The 15,849-nt window shown below is 67.1% G+C and carries 15 protein-coding genes and 1 pseudogene; 8 read left to right on the top strand and 8 right to left on the bottom strand.

Translation table 11 applies throughout. The features are described 5' to 3' along the window. Nucleotides 1–364: 364 nt before the first annotated feature. From greA to QSJ18_RS16540, 3 genes are all read right to left on the bottom strand, one after another. Nucleotides 365–850 carry a transcription elongation factor GreA gene (gene greA / locus QSJ18_RS16550; protein WP_286327695.1) on the bottom strand — a complete coding sequence of 162 codons (486 nt, stop codon included), beginning with the start codon at nucleotides 848–850 and terminating at the stop codon, nucleotides 365–367. A gap of 138 nt (nucleotides 851–988) precedes the next feature. Beyond that, entirely contained in the window at nucleotides 989–1,690 is a 702-nt protein-coding gene (locus QSJ18_RS16545; protein WP_286327701.1) for a queuosine precursor transporter, read from the bottom strand. Between the two features lie 83 nt (nucleotides 1,691–1,773). Then, entirely contained in the window at nucleotides 1,774–2,259 is a 486-nt protein-coding gene (locus QSJ18_RS16540) for a DUF4307 domain-containing protein (RefSeq protein ID WP_286327694.1), read from the bottom strand. 96 nt (nucleotides 2,260–2,355) lie between these two features. On the opposite strand from QSJ18_RS16540, the gene mca reads away from it, so the two are divergent. Together mca and QSJ18_RS16530 are read left to right on the top strand one after the other, a co-directional pair. Beyond that, nucleotides 2,356–3,207, top strand: a complete 852-nt coding sequence (gene mca / locus QSJ18_RS16535; protein WP_462476100.1) for a mycothiol conjugate amidase Mca — start codon at nucleotides 2,356–2,358, stop codon at nucleotides 3,205–3,207. After that, nucleotides 3,204–3,533 (top strand): hypothetical protein, encoded by a 330-nt coding sequence (locus QSJ18_RS16530; RefSeq protein ID WP_286327691.1) that lies wholly within the window; start codon nucleotides 3,204–3,206, stop codon nucleotides 3,531–3,533. The genes mca and QSJ18_RS16530 overlap by 4 nt, the downstream gene beginning before the upstream one ends. A 56-nt stretch (nucleotides 3,534–3,589) precedes the next feature. On the opposite strand, the pseudogene rocD reads toward QSJ18_RS16530, so the two are convergent. Next, nucleotides 3,590–4,762 (bottom strand): annotated as a pseudogene (rocD, locus tag QSJ18_RS16525) (ornithine--oxo-acid transaminase); the annotation flags it as partial. Between the two features lie 397 nt (nucleotides 4,763–5,159). Between rocD and QSJ18_RS16520 the strand changes: the two are divergent. Further along, the gene (locus QSJ18_RS16520) at nucleotides 5,160–6,245 is read left to right on the top strand and encodes a 3-deoxy-7-phosphoheptulonate synthase (protein ID WP_286327689.1); all 1,086 of its coding nucleotides are present in this window, start codon (nucleotides 5,160–5,162) and stop codon (nucleotides 6,243–6,245) included. Here QSJ18_RS16520 and QSJ18_RS16515 read toward each other — a convergent pair. The 3 genes from QSJ18_RS16515 to trhA form a co-directional block, all read right to left on the bottom strand. Next, nucleotides 6,231–7,709: a PepSY-associated TM helix domain-containing protein gene (locus QSJ18_RS16515; protein ID WP_286327688.1), complete on the bottom strand. Its 1,479-nt coding sequence runs from the start codon at nucleotides 7,707–7,709 to the stop codon at nucleotides 6,231–6,233. The genes QSJ18_RS16520 and QSJ18_RS16515 overlap by 15 nt on opposite strands. Nucleotides 7,710–7,835: 126 nt before the next feature. Next, a complete protein-coding gene (locus tag QSJ18_RS16510; RefSeq protein ID WP_286327687.1) occupies nucleotides 7,836–8,372 on the bottom strand; it encodes a hypothetical protein in 537 nt (178 codons plus the stop codon). Nucleotides 8,373–8,424: 52 nt separating this feature from the next. Further along, a complete protein-coding gene (gene trhA / locus QSJ18_RS16505; protein ID WP_286327686.1) occupies nucleotides 8,425–9,093 on the bottom strand; it encodes a PAQR family membrane homeostasis protein TrhA in 669 nt (222 codons plus the stop codon). 126 nt (nucleotides 9,094–9,219) lie between these two features. On the opposite strand from trhA, the gene QSJ18_RS16500 reads away from it, so the two are divergent. Then, nucleotides 9,220–10,002: an isoprenyl transferase gene (locus QSJ18_RS16500; protein ID WP_286327685.1), complete on the top strand. Its 783-nt coding sequence runs from the start codon at nucleotides 9,220–9,222 to the stop codon at nucleotides 10,000–10,002. Between the two features lie 145 nt (nucleotides 10,003–10,147). After that, nucleotides 10,148–10,939: an SDR family oxidoreductase gene (locus tag QSJ18_RS16495; protein ID WP_286327684.1), complete on the top strand. Its 792-nt coding sequence runs from the start codon at nucleotides 10,148–10,150 to the stop codon at nucleotides 10,937–10,939. An 8-nt stretch (nucleotides 10,940–10,947) separates the two neighbouring features. Here QSJ18_RS16495 and coaA read toward each other — a convergent pair whose 3' ends face one another. Beyond that, nucleotides 10,948–11,889, bottom strand: coding sequence for a type I pantothenate kinase (gene coaA, locus QSJ18_RS16490; RefSeq protein ID WP_286327683.1), 942 nt, complete (start codon nucleotides 11,887–11,889; stop codon nucleotides 10,948–10,950). Nucleotides 11,890–12,014: 125 nt separating this feature from the next. Between coaA and QSJ18_RS16485 the strand changes: the two genes are divergently transcribed. From QSJ18_RS16485 to QSJ18_RS16475, 3 genes are all read left to right on the top strand, one after another. Beyond that, complete coding sequence (locus QSJ18_RS16485; protein WP_286327680.1) at nucleotides 12,015–13,259, top strand: DUF885 domain-containing protein; 1,245 nt, start codon at nucleotides 12,015–12,017, stop codon at nucleotides 13,257–13,259. A gap of 79 nt (nucleotides 13,260–13,338) precedes the next feature. Further along, on the top strand, nucleotides 13,339–14,646 hold the full coding sequence (glyA, locus tag QSJ18_RS16480) for a serine hydroxymethyltransferase (protein ID WP_286327679.1): 1,308 nt from the start codon (nucleotides 13,339–13,341) through the stop codon (nucleotides 14,644–14,646). Nucleotides 14,647–14,799: 153 nt separating this feature from the next. Next, nucleotides 14,800–15,666 (top strand): acyl-ACP desaturase, encoded by an 867-nt coding sequence (locus QSJ18_RS16475; protein WP_286327678.1) that lies wholly within the window; start codon nucleotides 14,800–14,802, stop codon nucleotides 15,664–15,666. Nucleotides 15,667–15,849: the final 183 nt, after the last annotated feature.

Genomic DNA, 15,849 nt, shown 5'->3' with positions numbered 1-15,849 from the left:
TGTGGGGGGGGGGGGGGCCGGGGGGGGGGGGGGGGGTGGCCCCCCCCCCCCCCCCACACCTCGTCGTTTTTGTCGGACCACCGCGGTAGCTTGGCGTCGTCAGTAGGGTCGAGTTCATCTGGGGGTGTGGTCATGTCCGTTGATACCGTCGTTGATCCCAAGTCCGACAGCATCTTTGACGCGAGTCCACCGGCGCAGTTGTCGGACGCGCCGACTCCGGTCGGCTGCGGCAAACTCGGCCTTCGCGTACACCACCGAGGTGCTGTACGCGGTCTGGCAGCATCACGCGACAGCGGCGTGAACCGACGACAACGGGTGCCGACGATGTCGCCGGCACCCGTTGGGTGTTCGTCTTGTCGCGGTGTCAGCCGTGGTAGGGCTCCGCGCTGACCAGCGTCACCGAGATCGTGGCGCCCGACGGCACGGTGTACTCGCGGGTGTCGCCGACCTTGGCATCGATCAGGGCCGAGCCGAGGGGGGAGCTGGGCGAGTAGGTCTCCAGCTTGCCGCCCTCTTCGCGGGTGGCGATGAGGAAGGTCTCGGTGTCCTTCTCGTCGCCGTCGTAGTAGACGGTGACGACGGAGCCGGGCAGTGCAACACCCGACTGGGTGGGGGCCTCGCCGACCTTCGCGTTGTTCAGCAGTTCCTGCAGCTGGCGGATACGCGCCTCCTGCTGTCCCTGTTCCTCGCGTGCGGCGTGGTAGCCACCGTTCTCCTTGAGGTCGCCCTCTTCGCGGCGCTCGTTGATCTCCGCGGCAATGACCGGACGATTGGCGATCAATGAGTCGAGCTCGCCCTTGAGGCGGTCGTGCGACTCTTGGGTCAACCAGGTCACCTGGGTGTCGGTCATCGGTCACTCCTTTGTGTTGTCCGCGCCCGGTCGGTGATGACCAGGGCATATGGACTGCTCAAAATGCAGCAACACGACCCCTTGCGGAGCCGTGTATCAATACAGGATACCAGTTGCTGAGAGCTAAAGCACATACCGTCACTCGGTGGGGGTGTCCTCGAGCGCTTTCCGGTAGGACGGTTCGGCCAGTTTCAGCCAGTTGACGACGGCGTAGGTGACCGGCATGATCACGATCTCGACCAGGGTCTTCCACACGAAGCCGATGATCGTGTAGTTGAGGAAGTCTCCCCACGTCGAGATACCGAGAGCCGATGCGGCGATGGCGCAGAAGACCACCGTGTCCGCCAATTCGCCCACGACCGTGGAGAAGACGAGGCGCGCCCACAGGCGGTGTTCGCCCGTGCGTTCTTTCATTTTGACCAGGACGAACGAGTTCAGGAACTCGCCGACCACATAACCGGCCAGCCCGGCGAGCAGGAACTGCGGAACCACACCCGCGACGCGCTCGAAGGCTTCCTGTCCGTCGTAGAAGTCGGCTTCGGGGAGGTGGATGGTCAGCCAGAAGCACAACGACGCCAGCAGGAGGACCGCGAAACCGGCGAGGATGGTCCGGCGCATCGCACGGAAACCGTAGACCTCGCTGATGACGTCGCCGAGCACGTAGGCCAGTGGGAACAGAAAGAACGCGCCGTCGGTGACCAGGCCGTTCATGTGGATCGGGCCGATGTCCAGGTGCAGCCAGTCGTCGAAGAGGACGACACCTTTGGTGCCGGTGATGTTGCTGATCAGCATCACGCCGACGAACAATGCCGTCAGGATCGGGAAATACGGACTCGAGATCGACGCGAAGACCGCCCGGCCCCGGTTGTCCGAGCCCCCGAGCGCCGGGCCATCGAACTCGGGGCCCTGGAACTGCGGGGCGGTCACGACTCCGAGACCGCGACGTCGGCGACCGTCAGATAGCTGGGCACGTCGGTGCTGCAGCCGAAGACCTCGCCGATGACCGGCGGTGCCGACGTCTGGACCTCGGCGCGTGCGCCGACCTGGTTGGCGGTGCCGGGTTTGATCAGAACTTCACGACGGCCCGTCTCGCTGCCGTCCTTCGATCGTCCGCGGATCACGCAGGCGACCGCCCGGCCGGGATCGGATCGGGTGACGGTGAACTGCACGGCGACCGTGTGGTCGTCGATGAGTTCGTAGCCGGTGACGTCGCCGGAGACATCCTCCGAACCGAACTTCGACCACCCGAGAACGGCGAGCACGACACCGGCGACGACGACAAGTGTCGACAGGCCGATGAACCATCGCCGACGACTGGCCGGCGACCGCTCGGTTGTGGGGTACGTCGCCCGCGGACCACTGCGTGGCTGGTCGTCGCCCCGCGTGGTGCCCCCATCCGAACTCGTCACGCGTTAATACCTACCATGGGTGCAGTAGCGATTCGAAGGTGAGGAACCGTGAGCGAAGCCCCTACCGGTGGCCGTGAGTCGGGTGTGTTCCGTCTGATGGCGGTGCATGCGCACCCTGATGACGAGTCCAGCAAGGGTGCGGCGACGTCTGCGCGATATGCGGATGAGGGCAACGATGTGTTGATCGTCACGCTCACCGGTGGTGAGCGTGGGGACATCCTCAATCCCGCGATGGACCGTCCTGGCATCAAGGAAAATATGCCGGAGGTGCGGCGCGAGGAGATGGCGAACGCGGCTGCCGCGCTCGGCGTCGACCAGGTGTGGCTGGGCTATGTCGACTCGGGATTGCCCGAAGGTGACCCGTTGCCGCCGGTGCCGGAGGGATCCTTCGCAGCCATCGACATCGACGGGCCGACCGAGGCGCTGGTCAAGCTGGTGCGCGAGTTCCGGCCGCATGTGATCATCACCTACGACGAACACGGCGGTTACCCGCATCCCGATCACATCCGCTGTCACGAGGTGTCGGTGGCGGCCTACGAGCGGGCCGGGGACCCCACGGCCTATCCGGAGGCCGGTGCGCCATGGACGGTGTCGAAGCTCTACTACACCCACGGATTCATCCGTGATCGCATGGTGCTGTTCTCCGACGAGTTCGCGCGTCACGGGCAGGAGAGTCCCTTCGCCGAGTGGCTGAGCAAGTGGGACCCGAGCCGCGGAGACCTGATGGGCCGGGTCACCACCCAGGTGGAATGCGCCAAGTACTTCCCGCAGCGTGACGACGCGCTGCGGGCTCATGCCACCCAGATCGACCCCAACGGCGTGTTCTTCGCCGTGCCGTTGGAGTGGCAGCAGCGGCTGTGGCCGACGGAGGAGTTCGAGTTGGCCCAGACACGGGTCAGCACGTCGATCCCGGAGACCGATCTCTTCAGCGGAATCGAGTTGCCATGAATACCGTGACGAATTTGAGCTGGCAGGTCGCCGTCCTCGCCGATCAGGAGCCGAAGGGGCCAGAGTTCGGTAAGGCGTCGCCGATCGGCCTGCTGCTCATCGTGTTACTGCTGGCCGCCACTGCGTTCCTGATCTGGTCGATGAACCGGCAGCTCAAGAAGTTGCCGAAGACCTTCGACTCGGAGAATCCGGCGCCGGATCAGGCCTTCGACGAGGGCACCGACAGTCAGGGCGCCACCTCGCCTGCCGACACCTCGCCTGCCGACACCTCGCCTGCCGACACCTCGCCTGCCGACACCGACCACCGGAAGTCCGCCGACACCTGACGTCCGGTCGCCCGGGTTCATCGCCGGCCGGCCGGTCAATGGTGCCGACCGTCCGGTCAAGAGTGCAGTGCGGTGGCGAAACGGTCTGCCATCCAATCGATCTCGTCATGGGTGACGACCAGCGGCGGGGCCAGGCGCAGCGTCGAGTCATGGGTGTCCTTGGCCAGGACGCCGTGATCGGCGAGACGTAGACAGAACTCTTTGCCGGTGCCGCGTCCGGGTTCGAGGTCGATACCCGCCCACAGGCCTTTGCCGCGCACGGCGATCACGCCGGATCCGACGAAGTCGCGCAGACGGGTGTGCAGGTGCTCACCCAGTTCGGCGGCACGCGCCTGCCAGCTTCCGTCGGACAGCATCTCGACAACCCGCAGGCCGACCGCGGCGGCCAGCGGATTGCCACCGAAGGTCGAGCCGTGCTGCCCGGGGCGCAGCACTCCGAGGACGTCGTGGTCGGCGACCACCGCCGACACCGGCACCAGTCCGCCGCCGAGCGCTTTGCCCAACGTGTAGATGTCGGGCACCACATCCCAGTGTTCGACGGCGAAGGTCTTGCCGGTCCGTCCGAGTCCGGACTGGATCTCGTCGGCGATCATCAGGACGCCGTGCGCCGTACACAAGTCACGCACCCGGGGCAGGAAGTCGTCGGGCGGCACGATGATCCCGGCCTCACCCTGGATGGGTTCGATCAGGATCGCGACGGTGTCCGGGCCGATGGCTGCGGCCACCGCGTCGGCGTCGCCGAACGGGACCCGTACGAAACCCGGTGTGAACGGCCCGAATCCGTTGCGGGCATCGGGATCGTCGCTGAATCCGACGATGGTCGTGGTGCGGCCGTGGAAGTTGCCACCGGCGACGATGATCTGTGCCTGCAGATCGGGGACGCCCTTGACCTCGTAGCCCCATTTCCGGGCGACCTTGATAGCCGATTCGACCGCTTCGGCGCCCGTGTTCATCGGCAGCACCATGTCCTTGCCTGCCAGCCCGGCCAGTGCGGCACAGAACGGTTCCAGCCGATCGGAGCGGAACGCCCGGCTGGTCAGTGTGACCCGATTGATCTGTTCGAGGGCGGCGGCCACGATCGCGGGATGTCGATGCCCGAAGTTGACGGCCGAGTAGGCGCCCAGGCAGTCGAGGTAGCGGGCACCGTCGACGTCGGTGACCCAGGCGCCCTCCGCCGTTGCGGCGGTGACCGGGATGGGGGAGTAGTTGTGTGCGACGTGCGGTTCGGGGTTCGGTTCATCTGCGACGACCCGCAATGCCGCTCCGATGTCGATGGCCATGTCGCGCCTCCTGGATCGACCCGTTGTCCACCAGTGTGCGCCCGATTCGGCCGTGGTGAGGTGCACCCGGCCGAGCGTCGGGGAATTCGTGTGCTAGCGTGGGCGCCGTGATCAGCACTGTGCGCGCCTATTGGCGCTTTATCGAGGCTCCGGGTGGGGCCACGATGAAGCGCTGAACTTTCGCGCGCACACCAACCCGGAGCCCAGCAGTGACCACATGGTCGCTGCTTTTGTCATTTCAGGGGCATCCGGTACCGATCCTGCGGGACGCCCCGGTCGACAAGACCATCGACCACGATGGCCATCGACCACGACAGGGCGACACAACCCGTGAAAGGCACCAACCGTGACCACCATCCCCGATCTGCCCCGGACGTCGGCGTCCGCCGAGTCGACCTCGGACCGGCGGATCAAGTCCTTCCGTGCGATACCTTCCCCGGACACCCTGCGCAGCGAGCTCCCGTTGACCGCGCGCCGTGCGGTGGCCGTGCAGCGTGACCGCGACGAGATCGCCGAGATCCTCGCCGGACACGACGACCGGTTGCTCGTCGTCGTCGGTCCGTGTTCGGTGCACGACCCGATCGCCGCGATCGACTACGCGCGCCGTCTGGCGCCGCTGGCCCAGGAGTACGCCGACCGGCTCAAGATCGTGATGCGGGTGTACTTCGAGAAGCCGCGCACCACCGTCGGCTGGAAGGGACTCATCAACGACCCCGGGATGGACGGCACCTTCGACGTCGAACGTGGATTGCGTACCGCGCGTTCGCTGCTGCTCGACATCATCGACCTCGGGCTTCCGGTCGGCTGCGAATTCCTGGAACCGACGAGCCCGCAATACATCGCCGACGCGGTGGCGTGGGGGGCGATCGGTGCCCGCACCACCGAGTCGCAGGTTCATCGTCAGCTCGCCTCCGGTCTGTCCATGCCGATCGGGTTCAAGAACGGCACCGACGGCAACGTGCAGGTTGCCATCGACGGTGTGAAAGCTGCTGCGGCGCAGCATGTCTTCTTCGGTGTCGACGACTTCGGCAACGGCGCCGTGGTGGAGACCGCGGGCAACGAGGACTGCCACATCATCCTGCGTGGCGGTACGCACGGACCCAACTTCGACGCCGAGTCGATCGCCGCGGCGACCGCCGCGCTGGGCAAGGCCGGGCTGCCGGCACGCGTGATGATCGATGCCAGTCACGCCAACTCGGGTAAGGACCACATCCGCCAGGCACAGGTGGCCACCGAGATCGCGGCGAGCGTGCGGGCCACCCTCGCCGCGGGGGATGACATCACGATCAGTGGCGTCATGCTGGAGAGTTTCCTGGAGCCCGGTGCCCAGTCACCGGACGCCGAGGAACTCGTCTACGGCCAGTCGGTCACCGACAAATGCATGGGCTGGGATGCCAGTGTCGACGTGTTGGCGGCGTTAGCTCGTCGCTGACGCGCGTCGCCGGGTCACGCCGATGATCACGTCGAGGACAAGGAACGCGAGCAGGCTGATGCCGAGCAGCGGGACGAACCAGCCGACGGCGAGCGCGATCACCGCGAGCGCGGTGCAACGGGCTGCGCCGAGTCGCCGCAGGGTGCCGCGGACCGGCGGTGCCCCGACGGCGCGGGGACCGGCCGTCTGCGGGCGCCGGTGCCACCACATCTGGTAGCCGCGCACGATCAGGATGACCAGTGCGATCGAGAGCAGTAATAGGGCGATCTGATTGGCCAACCCGAACAGGATGCCCATGTGCAACGCGATACCCCAGTTGGTGAGCTGGGCGGCCAGCGGCCAGTCGGCGAACCTGGATTCGTCGACCACTCGACCGTTGGTCGGGTCGATCGACACGGCATCGGGGCTGAACTGCCACGGCTGACGGGTTTGCGTCACGGTGATCGCGGTGCCCGCCTTGGTGGGGACCGTCGCCTCGACGTCGCCGCCGACGCCGGCACCTGCGGCGGTCGACAGTGCCGCATCGAGCCCGTCGAGCGCGGTCTGGGGGGCGGGTGTGGCTGCCGGGTCGTGACCTTGGTGGCCACTGTGGTCGGCATGGTCGCCGCCGGCCGGGATGGCGTCGCCGGTCAGTGCGGTGTTCACCGACGGGGTGGTCCAGCTCAGCGCGCTGCGCAGTTCGCTGACGTTCTCACCCGCGTACTTCGACCAGGTCAGTCCCGTCGCGGACAGGAAGACCAGCCCGGCAACCAGCCAGATCCCGATCACCCCGTGCTGATTGAGCAGCCGGGACCGGCCTGACCGGCCGCGTTCAGGGGCGAACAGTCGTGCAGTCGGGGCGTCGCGTCGCTTGCGGTACTGCGACACCCACAGGATGAGACCGCCGAGCGCGATCACCCACAGCCACGACGCGGCGAGCTCGCTGTAGAGCCGGCCCGGTTCGCCCAGATGAAGGTTGCGGTGCAAATTGCTCAACCAGGTGCGCATCGGCAGGGCCGCGGAACTGCCATAGGAGACGAGTTCGCCGCGGGACGCGAGCGTCACCGGGTCGATGAACACGGCCAGGCGTTCGGATTCGCCCAGCGACGGATCGGTGAACAGGACGCGCGTGGTATCCCCGGGCTCGGCGGCCGGCCGTACCGCGGAGAGCGCGAGGTCGGGCCGGACGGCCATCGCCGCGCGAACCTGATCGGCGACCGGCGCCGGATTACCGACGCTGTCGGTGTGCAGTTGATCGCGGTAGACGACCTGTTCGACGGTCGGGGCGATCGCGTAGAGGCCACCGCTGATCGCGGCGACGAGTAGGAACGGGGCCACCAGGATGCCGGCGTAGAAGTGCAGACGACGGATCAGCGGTTGCCAGGTGCGGCCGGTGGGCCGGGGTGCGGAAGCGGATGAGGGCGGAGACTCCGCTCGGGTCGGCGGGGAACTGTCGGTTGCTGGTGAATTGTCGGTCAGGGACACGAGGTCGCCTTTCGGGTGCGCGCATCGACACCCGGCGCGCGGATGCGCTCGGCCGGGTGGGCGGATGCGGAGGAAACCGCGGACGGACTCAGCTCGTTCGCGGATGGGGAAGTCGGGGCGTGGTGGTCACGCTGCGCGCGGCGGCGGGCCGCGGGCGTCGAGTGGTGCGATAGCCCGCAGGATGGGCCGGACGTCGCGGGTGAGTGCGCGACCGGGCCGTGTCGCGAAGGTCGCCGGATCGGGTGGGGCGAGGACGGCGCGCAGCATCCGCACGACCGCGGTCAGGAGTGTGACCAGTGCGGGTTCGACGACGATCAGTGCGGCAGCGGTGGCCAGCGTGGCGATCGTGTGTAGGACGAGCATCGCCGGACTGAGGAGCTGTGGATGGCCGGCGGCGTGGTCGGCGAGCACGAGCAACAGCACATGGGCGAGGCCTTGGCCGGCGGCAAGCCAGACGATGAGGATGAGTGGGGTGGCCAGCCGGGTGGGGCGCGCGGCGACAGCAGCGCCCAGGCCCGCGCAGGCGGCGGCGGTCACGGCCAGTGCGTCGGGTGCAGGCAGCACGCCTGCCGCGCCGGCGTGTGCCGAGATCCCGGTGATCGCGCAGACCGCACCGACGATCGCGCCACGCAGGTGGCGGATGGTTCGGGACGGTTGCGACACCGCCGTATCGTAGCTGGTCACCGCGGTGTTGACGGAACCCGGATGATGGCGGTCAGGCGAAGATGACGAACCACACCGCGATGTAGTGCAGCAGCGCGGCGATCGCGGTGCACAGGTGGAAAACTTCATGGTGACCGAAGGTGGCCGGCCACGGGTTGGGCCAGCGGGCCGCGTACAGGATGCCGCCGACGCTGTAGAGGACGCCGCCGACGGCGAGCAGCACCATGACGGTCACGCCGGTGTGTGCGACCAACGTCGGCGCGACGGCGACGATCACCCAGCCCAGCAAGATGTAGAGCGACACCCCCAGCCAGCGTGGGGCCGTGGGCCAGGCCATCTTCAGTGCAACCCCGGCCAATGCGCCCGCCCACACTATCGACAGCACCCACCATCGGGTCGGCGACGGCAATCCCATGGCGCAGAAGGGGGTGTACGTCCCGGCGATGAACAGGAAGATCATCGAGTGGTCGGCCCGCTTCATCCGGACGCGGGCGCGTGGGGTCTTCCACGTCACGCGGTGGTAGGTGGCGCTCACCGCGAACAGCCCGACGATGGTGACCGCATAGATCGACGTGGACAGTGCGCCGATGGGTCCGCGCACGATGGATGCGGCGATGATCGCGCCGATGCCGCAGATGGCGGCCACGAACGCCGAGTACTGGTGGATGACGCCACGCAGCCGCGGACGTTCGTCGGCGGGGGGACTCAGCAGGGTGTTCACGAAACCTACGGTAGCGTAAGTTACCGGCGGGTGGGGTTGATCCGCGTCTCATCTCGCCAGTCGGACCGGACACGATCGGACGCGTAAGGTGTCCCAGGTGACAGCCGGACGACGCGAGGATGCTTCATGAAACTGCTGCCCGACCAACTGCGGCGGCCGGCGCTGAGCATCTACGAGCGTCGGCTGATCCAGCTGATGGATATGACGCGGATGCCCAAACATGTCGCCATCATCTGCGACGGTAACCGCCGGTGGGCGCGCGAAGCCGGGTTCGAGGACGTCAGTCACGGTCACCGCGTCGGTGCACAACGGATCGCCGACATGCTCGGCTGGTGCCATGAACTCGGTATCGGGGCGGTGACCATCTACCTGCTGTCGACCGAGAATCTCAGCCGGGAGTCGGAGGAACTCGATGCGCTGCTGACGATCGTTCCCGACATCGTCGACGAGATCTCTGCCCCTGCGGGCCAATGGCGTGTGCGGATCGTCGGCACCCTCGACCAACTGCCGGACGCCGTTGCCGATCGGCTGCGCGCTGCCTCGGACCGCACCCGCGGACGCGACGGGATGAACGTGAACGTCGCGGTCGGGTACGGCGGCCGCCAAGAGATCGTGGACGCGGTCCGGGCCCTGCTCGAGGAGAAGGTGCAGGCCGGTGCCACGCCGGCGGAGCTGGTCGACGCGGTCACCGTCGATGCGATCGACGCCAACCTTTACACCAAGGGGCAGCCCGACCCCGATCTCGTCATCCGCACCTCGGGTGAGCAGCGACTGTCGGGATTCCTGCTCTGGCAGAGTGCCTATTCGGAGATCTGGTTCACCGACGCCTACTGGCCGGCGTTCCGTCGGGTCGACTTCCTGCGCGCCCTGCGTGACTACGCGGCCCGCAACCGGAGATTCGGCAAGTAGCCGTGCGCCGCCGGTGATGCTTCTCTCCGGCATGACAATTCCCACACCGTACGCCTCAATCGATGCTCTTCACACCGGCCCCTGCCTCGGCTTATGTTGATCGGTGTGCGGCAACGGCGCCGCGCCGGATCCGAGGAGAGATCTCATGCGGGTTGTGGTGGTTGGGGCCAGTGGATTGTTCGGTGCCGCAGTAGTCGGTGATCTGTCCGCTCGCGGTGTGGATGTCGTTGCGGCGCAGCGGTCCACGGGTGTAGATGCGTACCAGGGGAGCGGGTTGTCCGAGGCGTTCGCCGGGGCCGACGTCGTCGTCGACTGTCTGAACCTGATGACCACGCGGGCGCGGCGGGCGATCGACTTCTTCGGTACGTCTGCCACGAATATCGGCCGGGCCGCGGCATCTGCCGGCGCCTCGGTGGTGTGTCTGTCCATCGTCAACGCCAACGATCCGGCGGTGAACGCCAAATTCGGCTACTACCAGGGGAAGTCGGCTCAGGAGAAGGCCTATCGCGAAGTGCTGGCCCCAGCGTCGCCGACCCCCGCACCTTTGACAATCGTCGCCTCGACGCAATGGTATGACCTTGCCGCGCAGATGATGTCGCAGATGCGCCTCGGGCCCCTCGCGGTGGTGCCGCATATGCGGTGCCGTCCGGCGGCGGTCGGCGATGTGGCCGCGGCCTTCGCCGACGTGGTGACGACGCCGGTCACCGGAGCTGCGACCGAAGCTCGACGAGTCGAGATCGCCGGACCCGACGAGCTCGATCTGCTCGATGTGGCGCGGGCTATCGCGCAGCGGGATGGTTCCCCGCGCAAGGTCTTCGGGGTCAACGTCGGTGGTGCGGCGATCCGCGAGGGTGGCCTCATCCCGGCGCACCCCGACGTCGTCACGCCGACGACCCTGACGCAGTGGCTCGCAGCCGACTCCGACGGTCGAGGGTGAGGCGACGATCAGAGCTTGCGTAGGCGCACCCGATTGATCGAATGATCGGTGTCCTTGCGTAACACCAGGTTTGCCCGTGGCCGGGTGGGCAGGATGTTCTCGATCAGATTCGGGCGGTTGATCGAGATCCACAGATCCCGTGCGGCTGCGGTCGCCTGCTCGTCGGTCAGCGACGCGTAGGCGTGGAAGTGTGAATTGGGGTCAGCGAAGGAGGTCGTCCGCATCTGCAGGAAGCGGGAGATGTACCACTTCTCGATGTCGTCCATCTTGGCGTCGACGTAGATGGAGAAGTCGAAGAGGTCCGAGATCATCAGTGTCCGACCGGTCTGCAGGACGTTGAGCCCCTCGATGATCAGGATGTCGGGGTGGCGCACATAGTGGTACACGTCCGGGACGATGTCGTAGGCGACGTGTGAATACACCGGTGCGGTGACCTCCCGGGCCCCCGACTTCACCTCGGTGACGAACCGCAACAACCCGCGACGGTCGTAGGACTCGGGAAAACCTTTGCGGTGCATGATGCCGCGCCGCTCGAGGGTTGCCGTCGGCAGCAGGAAGCCGTCGGTGGTGACCAGGTCGACCTTCGGATGTGACTCCCAGCGTGCCAGTAGGGCGGCAAGAACGCGGGCGGTGGTGGATTTGCCGACCGCGACGCTGCCGGCGATGCCGATCACGAACGGCACCTGCCGGTTGGTCTGGCGGTCGCCGAGGAAGGTCGAGGTGGCGGCGAAGAGCCGCTGCCGAGCGGCGACCTGCAGGTGGATCAGACGTGACAGCGGCAGATAGACGTCGGCGACCTCGTCGAGGTCGATCTGTTCGCCGAGGCCGACCAGCTCGGCGAGTTCGTCCTCGTTCAGCACCATCGGCATCGACTGCCGCAGGTCACGCCACTGTTTGCGGTCGAGTTCCAGGTACAGGCTCGGATCCCGGCCGGTTTCGGTGCGCGCCATGTGGCTCAGACTATTCCCACGCCCCTACGCGCGTCGCACTCGAGGGTCCACCTCGGTGGCCACACCGAATCGTGCTCAGTGTCGCGGCGGTGGATGAGCGGCGGTGGATGAGTAGCATCGGCGCAATGTCGACAGCCGCACGTACCCCAAGCGACACATCGTCCGGTTTCATCACTGACTATCTTCGTCTCGGCCTGGCCTTCGACCGGCTCGAAGACGGCTTCGTCGACGCGTTCACCGGCGACCCGGCACTGCGCGCGGAGGTGGCCAATGCGCCTGCGCCGACGCCCGGCGAGCTGGCGCGGCGCGCGCGGGAATTGGCCGCGGAACTCCCGGCCGGCCTCGACGGCGAGCGGGCCACGTTCGTCGGCGCGCATCTGCGGGCGCTGGAGTGCTCGGCGCGCAAGTTCGCCGGCGAACAGGTCGGTTTCGTCGACGAGGTGCGCGCCTACTTCGACGTCGACATCGCCCTCGCCGATCCGCAGATCTACCGTGATGCACACCAACAGTTGGCGATCGCCCTGGACTCGCCGGGGGCCACTGGGCAGGAGTTGACCGACGCCTACCTCGCCCACCGTCGCAGTGAGGAGATCCCGCCGGAGCGGGTCGACGAATGCGTACGTGCGTTCAGCAGTGCCTTGCGAGAGCGGGTGCGCGCGACATATCCGTTGCCCGACAACGAGATCGTCGAGTTCGAGGTCGTCACCGACAAGCCGTGGTCGGGATTCAACTACTACCTGGGCGACTTCCGCTCCCGGGTCGCGATCAACGCCGACCTTACCCAGTACATGTCGAATCTGCCGCATCTGATCGCCCACGAGGCGTATCCCGGCCATCACACCGAACACTGCCGCAAGGAGCAGTTCCTGGTCGACGCGGCGGGCCAGCACGAGCAGTCGATCTTCCTGGTCAACACCCCGCAGTGTCTGATGGCCGAAGGGCTCGCCGACCATGCGCTGCACGCGATCATCGGCCCGGAATGGGCAAGCTGGGCGCAGGAGATCTACGCCGACCTCGGACTGCGGTTCGACGGGGACCGGGCGCGCCGGGTCTCCGCCGCGACGTCGGGCCTGCTCGGAGTCCGCCAGGACGCGGCGCTGATGCTGCACGATCGGCACGCCGACACCGACGAGGTCGTCGCCTACCTCCGGCAATGGCTGCTCGCCCCCGAGGAGCGGGCCCGGCAGATGCTACGTTTCCTCACCTCTCCGTTGTGGCGGGCTTACATCAGCACCTATGTCGAGGGCTATCGACTGCTGCAGGAGTGGCTCGACGCCCCCGGTCCCGGCGACCGGGCGCAACGCTTCGGGCGGTTGCTCGACGAACCGCTGATCCCGGCGAGCCTGCGGGCCGAACTCGAAGCGGTCTGAGACGGTGAATGTCAGTGCGGGCGGCGGCCGACCGGGGTGGATTTTCCGCTGGTGAGGTGACCCTTCTAGACTGGGCGCCATGACCGAGAACTCTGCGTCCGTCAACGCGCTCTCCCTCGCCGAACTCGACCCCGATGTCGCCGCCGCGATGAACGGTGAGCTGAGCCGTCAGCGCGACACCCTGGAAATGATCGCGTCGGAGAACTTCGTGCCGCGCGCGGTGCTGCAGGCACAGGGCAGCGTGCTGACCAACAAGTACGCCGAGGGGTATCCCGGTCGCCGCTACTACGGCGGCTGCGAGCATGTCGACGTCGTCGAAGACATCGCCCGCAACCGCGCCAAGGAACTCTTCGGCGCCGACTTCGCCAATGTGCAGCCGCATTCGGGTGCACAGGCCAACGCCGCGGTGCTGCAGGCACTCATGGAGCCGGGCGAGACCCTGCTCGGTCTCGACCTCGCGCACGGCGGTCACCTGACCCACGGCATGCGGCTGAACTTCTCCGGCAAGCTCTACGAGAACGCCTTCTACGGTGTCAGCAAGGAAGACTTCCGCATCGACATGGACGAGGTGCGCAAGATCGCCCTCGACACCAAACCGAAGGTGATCGTCGCCGGCTGGTCGGCGTACCCGCGCACCCTCGACTTCGAGGCCTTCCGTTCCATCGCCGACGAGGTCGGCGCGCACCTGTGGGTCGACATGGCGCACTTCGCCGGTCTGGTCGCCGCGGGGCTGCACCCGTCGCCGGTGCCGCACGCCGACGTCGTCTCCTCCACTGTGCACAAGACCCTGGGCGGACCGCGGTCGGGCATCATCCTGGCCAAGCAGGAGTGGGCCAAGAAGCTCAACTCCGCGGTCTTCCCCGGCCAGCAGGGTGGCCCGCTCATGCACGTCATCGCCGCCAAGGCCGTCGCGCTGAAGATCGCAGGCACCGACGAGTTCAAGGATCGTCAGCAGCGCACCCTGTCCGGTGCCAAGCTCCTGGCCGAGCGTCTCAACGGCGCCGACGTCGCCGGCGCGGGAGTGTCCGTCCTCACCGGCGGCACCGACGTCCACCTGGTGCTCGTGGATCTGCGCAACAGTCCTCTCGACGGCCAGCAGGCCGAGGACCTTCTGCACGAGGTTGGCATCACCGTCAATCGCAACGCGGTGCCCTTCGACCCGCGTCCGCCGATGGTCACCTCGGGTCTGCGGATCGGTACACCGGCACTGGCCACCCGCGGCTTCGGCGACGAGCAGTTCACCGAGGTCGCCGACATCATCGGCACGGCACTGGCCGCCGGGCAGAACGCCGACGTCGCCGCGCTGCGCGCCCGGGTGTCCAAGCTGGCGCTAGACTTCCCGCTCTACGACGGTCTGGAGGAGTGGGGCCTCATGTCGCGGATCTGACCTCTCTCTCCCCACACAAACGCGCCACCTTTGCGCAAACGCGCCACTTCTACGTGGCGCGTTTGTGTTTTCGTGGCGCTTTTGCGGGGGGATCCGGGGCAGATTCGGGAGTGATTGGTCCTCCGGGCGTGACGTTCACTATCCTCGGTAAGCGTGAACGCCTTGGATGAAGACGACCTGATCATCGCGCTGGAGAAGGCGCTTCCCGAGATCGCGGAAGGCCACGAGGCCGCCGCGACGACGTGGCAGCCGCATGACTGGGTGCCGTGGGCGGACGGACGCAACTTCGCCTTCCTCGGTGGCGAGGACTGGGATCCCTCGCAGGCCACCCTGTCCGAGGAGGCGCGCGCCGGGACCCTGGCGCTGCTGCTGACCAAGGACAACCTGCCCGGCTACCACCGCGTACTGGCCAAATACTTCCCGGCATTCTCCGACTGGCGTCAGCTCGTCGGCGTCTGGACCGCCGAGGACAACCGGCATGCGATCGTGCTGCGCGACTACCTGGTCGTCCGTCGTGCCATCGACGTCGTCGACGCTGAGGAACGTCGCCGGATCCACGTCACCAAGGGCTACCGGCAGACCCCCGAGCAGGTCGCCGAAATCGGACCGCTCGACGTGCTGGCATTGATGGCGGTGCACGAGAACCAGTGTGTGCACTTCATCAAACGGCTCTCGGCCACCGTCACCGACGACGTCTACCTGCAGATCCTGGCCAAGATCGCCAACGACGACCGGGTGCAGGCGGAGACCTTCGGTGCGTTCCTGCACGCGGCCACCGTCGCCGACCAGGATTCGACGGTCCTCGCGATCGACCGGGCGCTGGCGCGTGACGAGCCGATCGGTCACGACGTCGACGACTTCGAAGCCGAGTGGGCGCTGATCTCGGACTACGAGAACCCGGAGACCAAGGCGGCCATCGCCAAGGCGCTGGCCGACGCGATCAAGCTGGACAGCATCGACGGTCTCGGGGAGCAGGCGCAGGCCGCGCGCACCCGGATCCTGGAGATCGCCGGCAACTGAACAGTTAACCCATAACGACGAACGGCGCCACCAGGGCGGTGAAAGCCCTGGTGGCGCCGTTGTGCGTCCCTGCATCGACAATACGTCCGTTAACCTGAATTTCACGCCGACACACCCGGTTTCGCCGCGCCGAAGGTGGTGCCGGGCGCGTACGTTGACCAGTGACGGGCCGCGGGGAAGCGG

It is taken from the genome of Gordonia heveisoli (assembly GCF_030315745.1).
Lineage (GTDB): Bacteria > Actinomycetota > Actinomycetes > Mycobacteriales > Mycobacteriaceae > Gordonia.
Note: the sequence above shows the minus strand (reverse complement) of the source record. Positions and strands in the feature narration are given on the sequence as shown.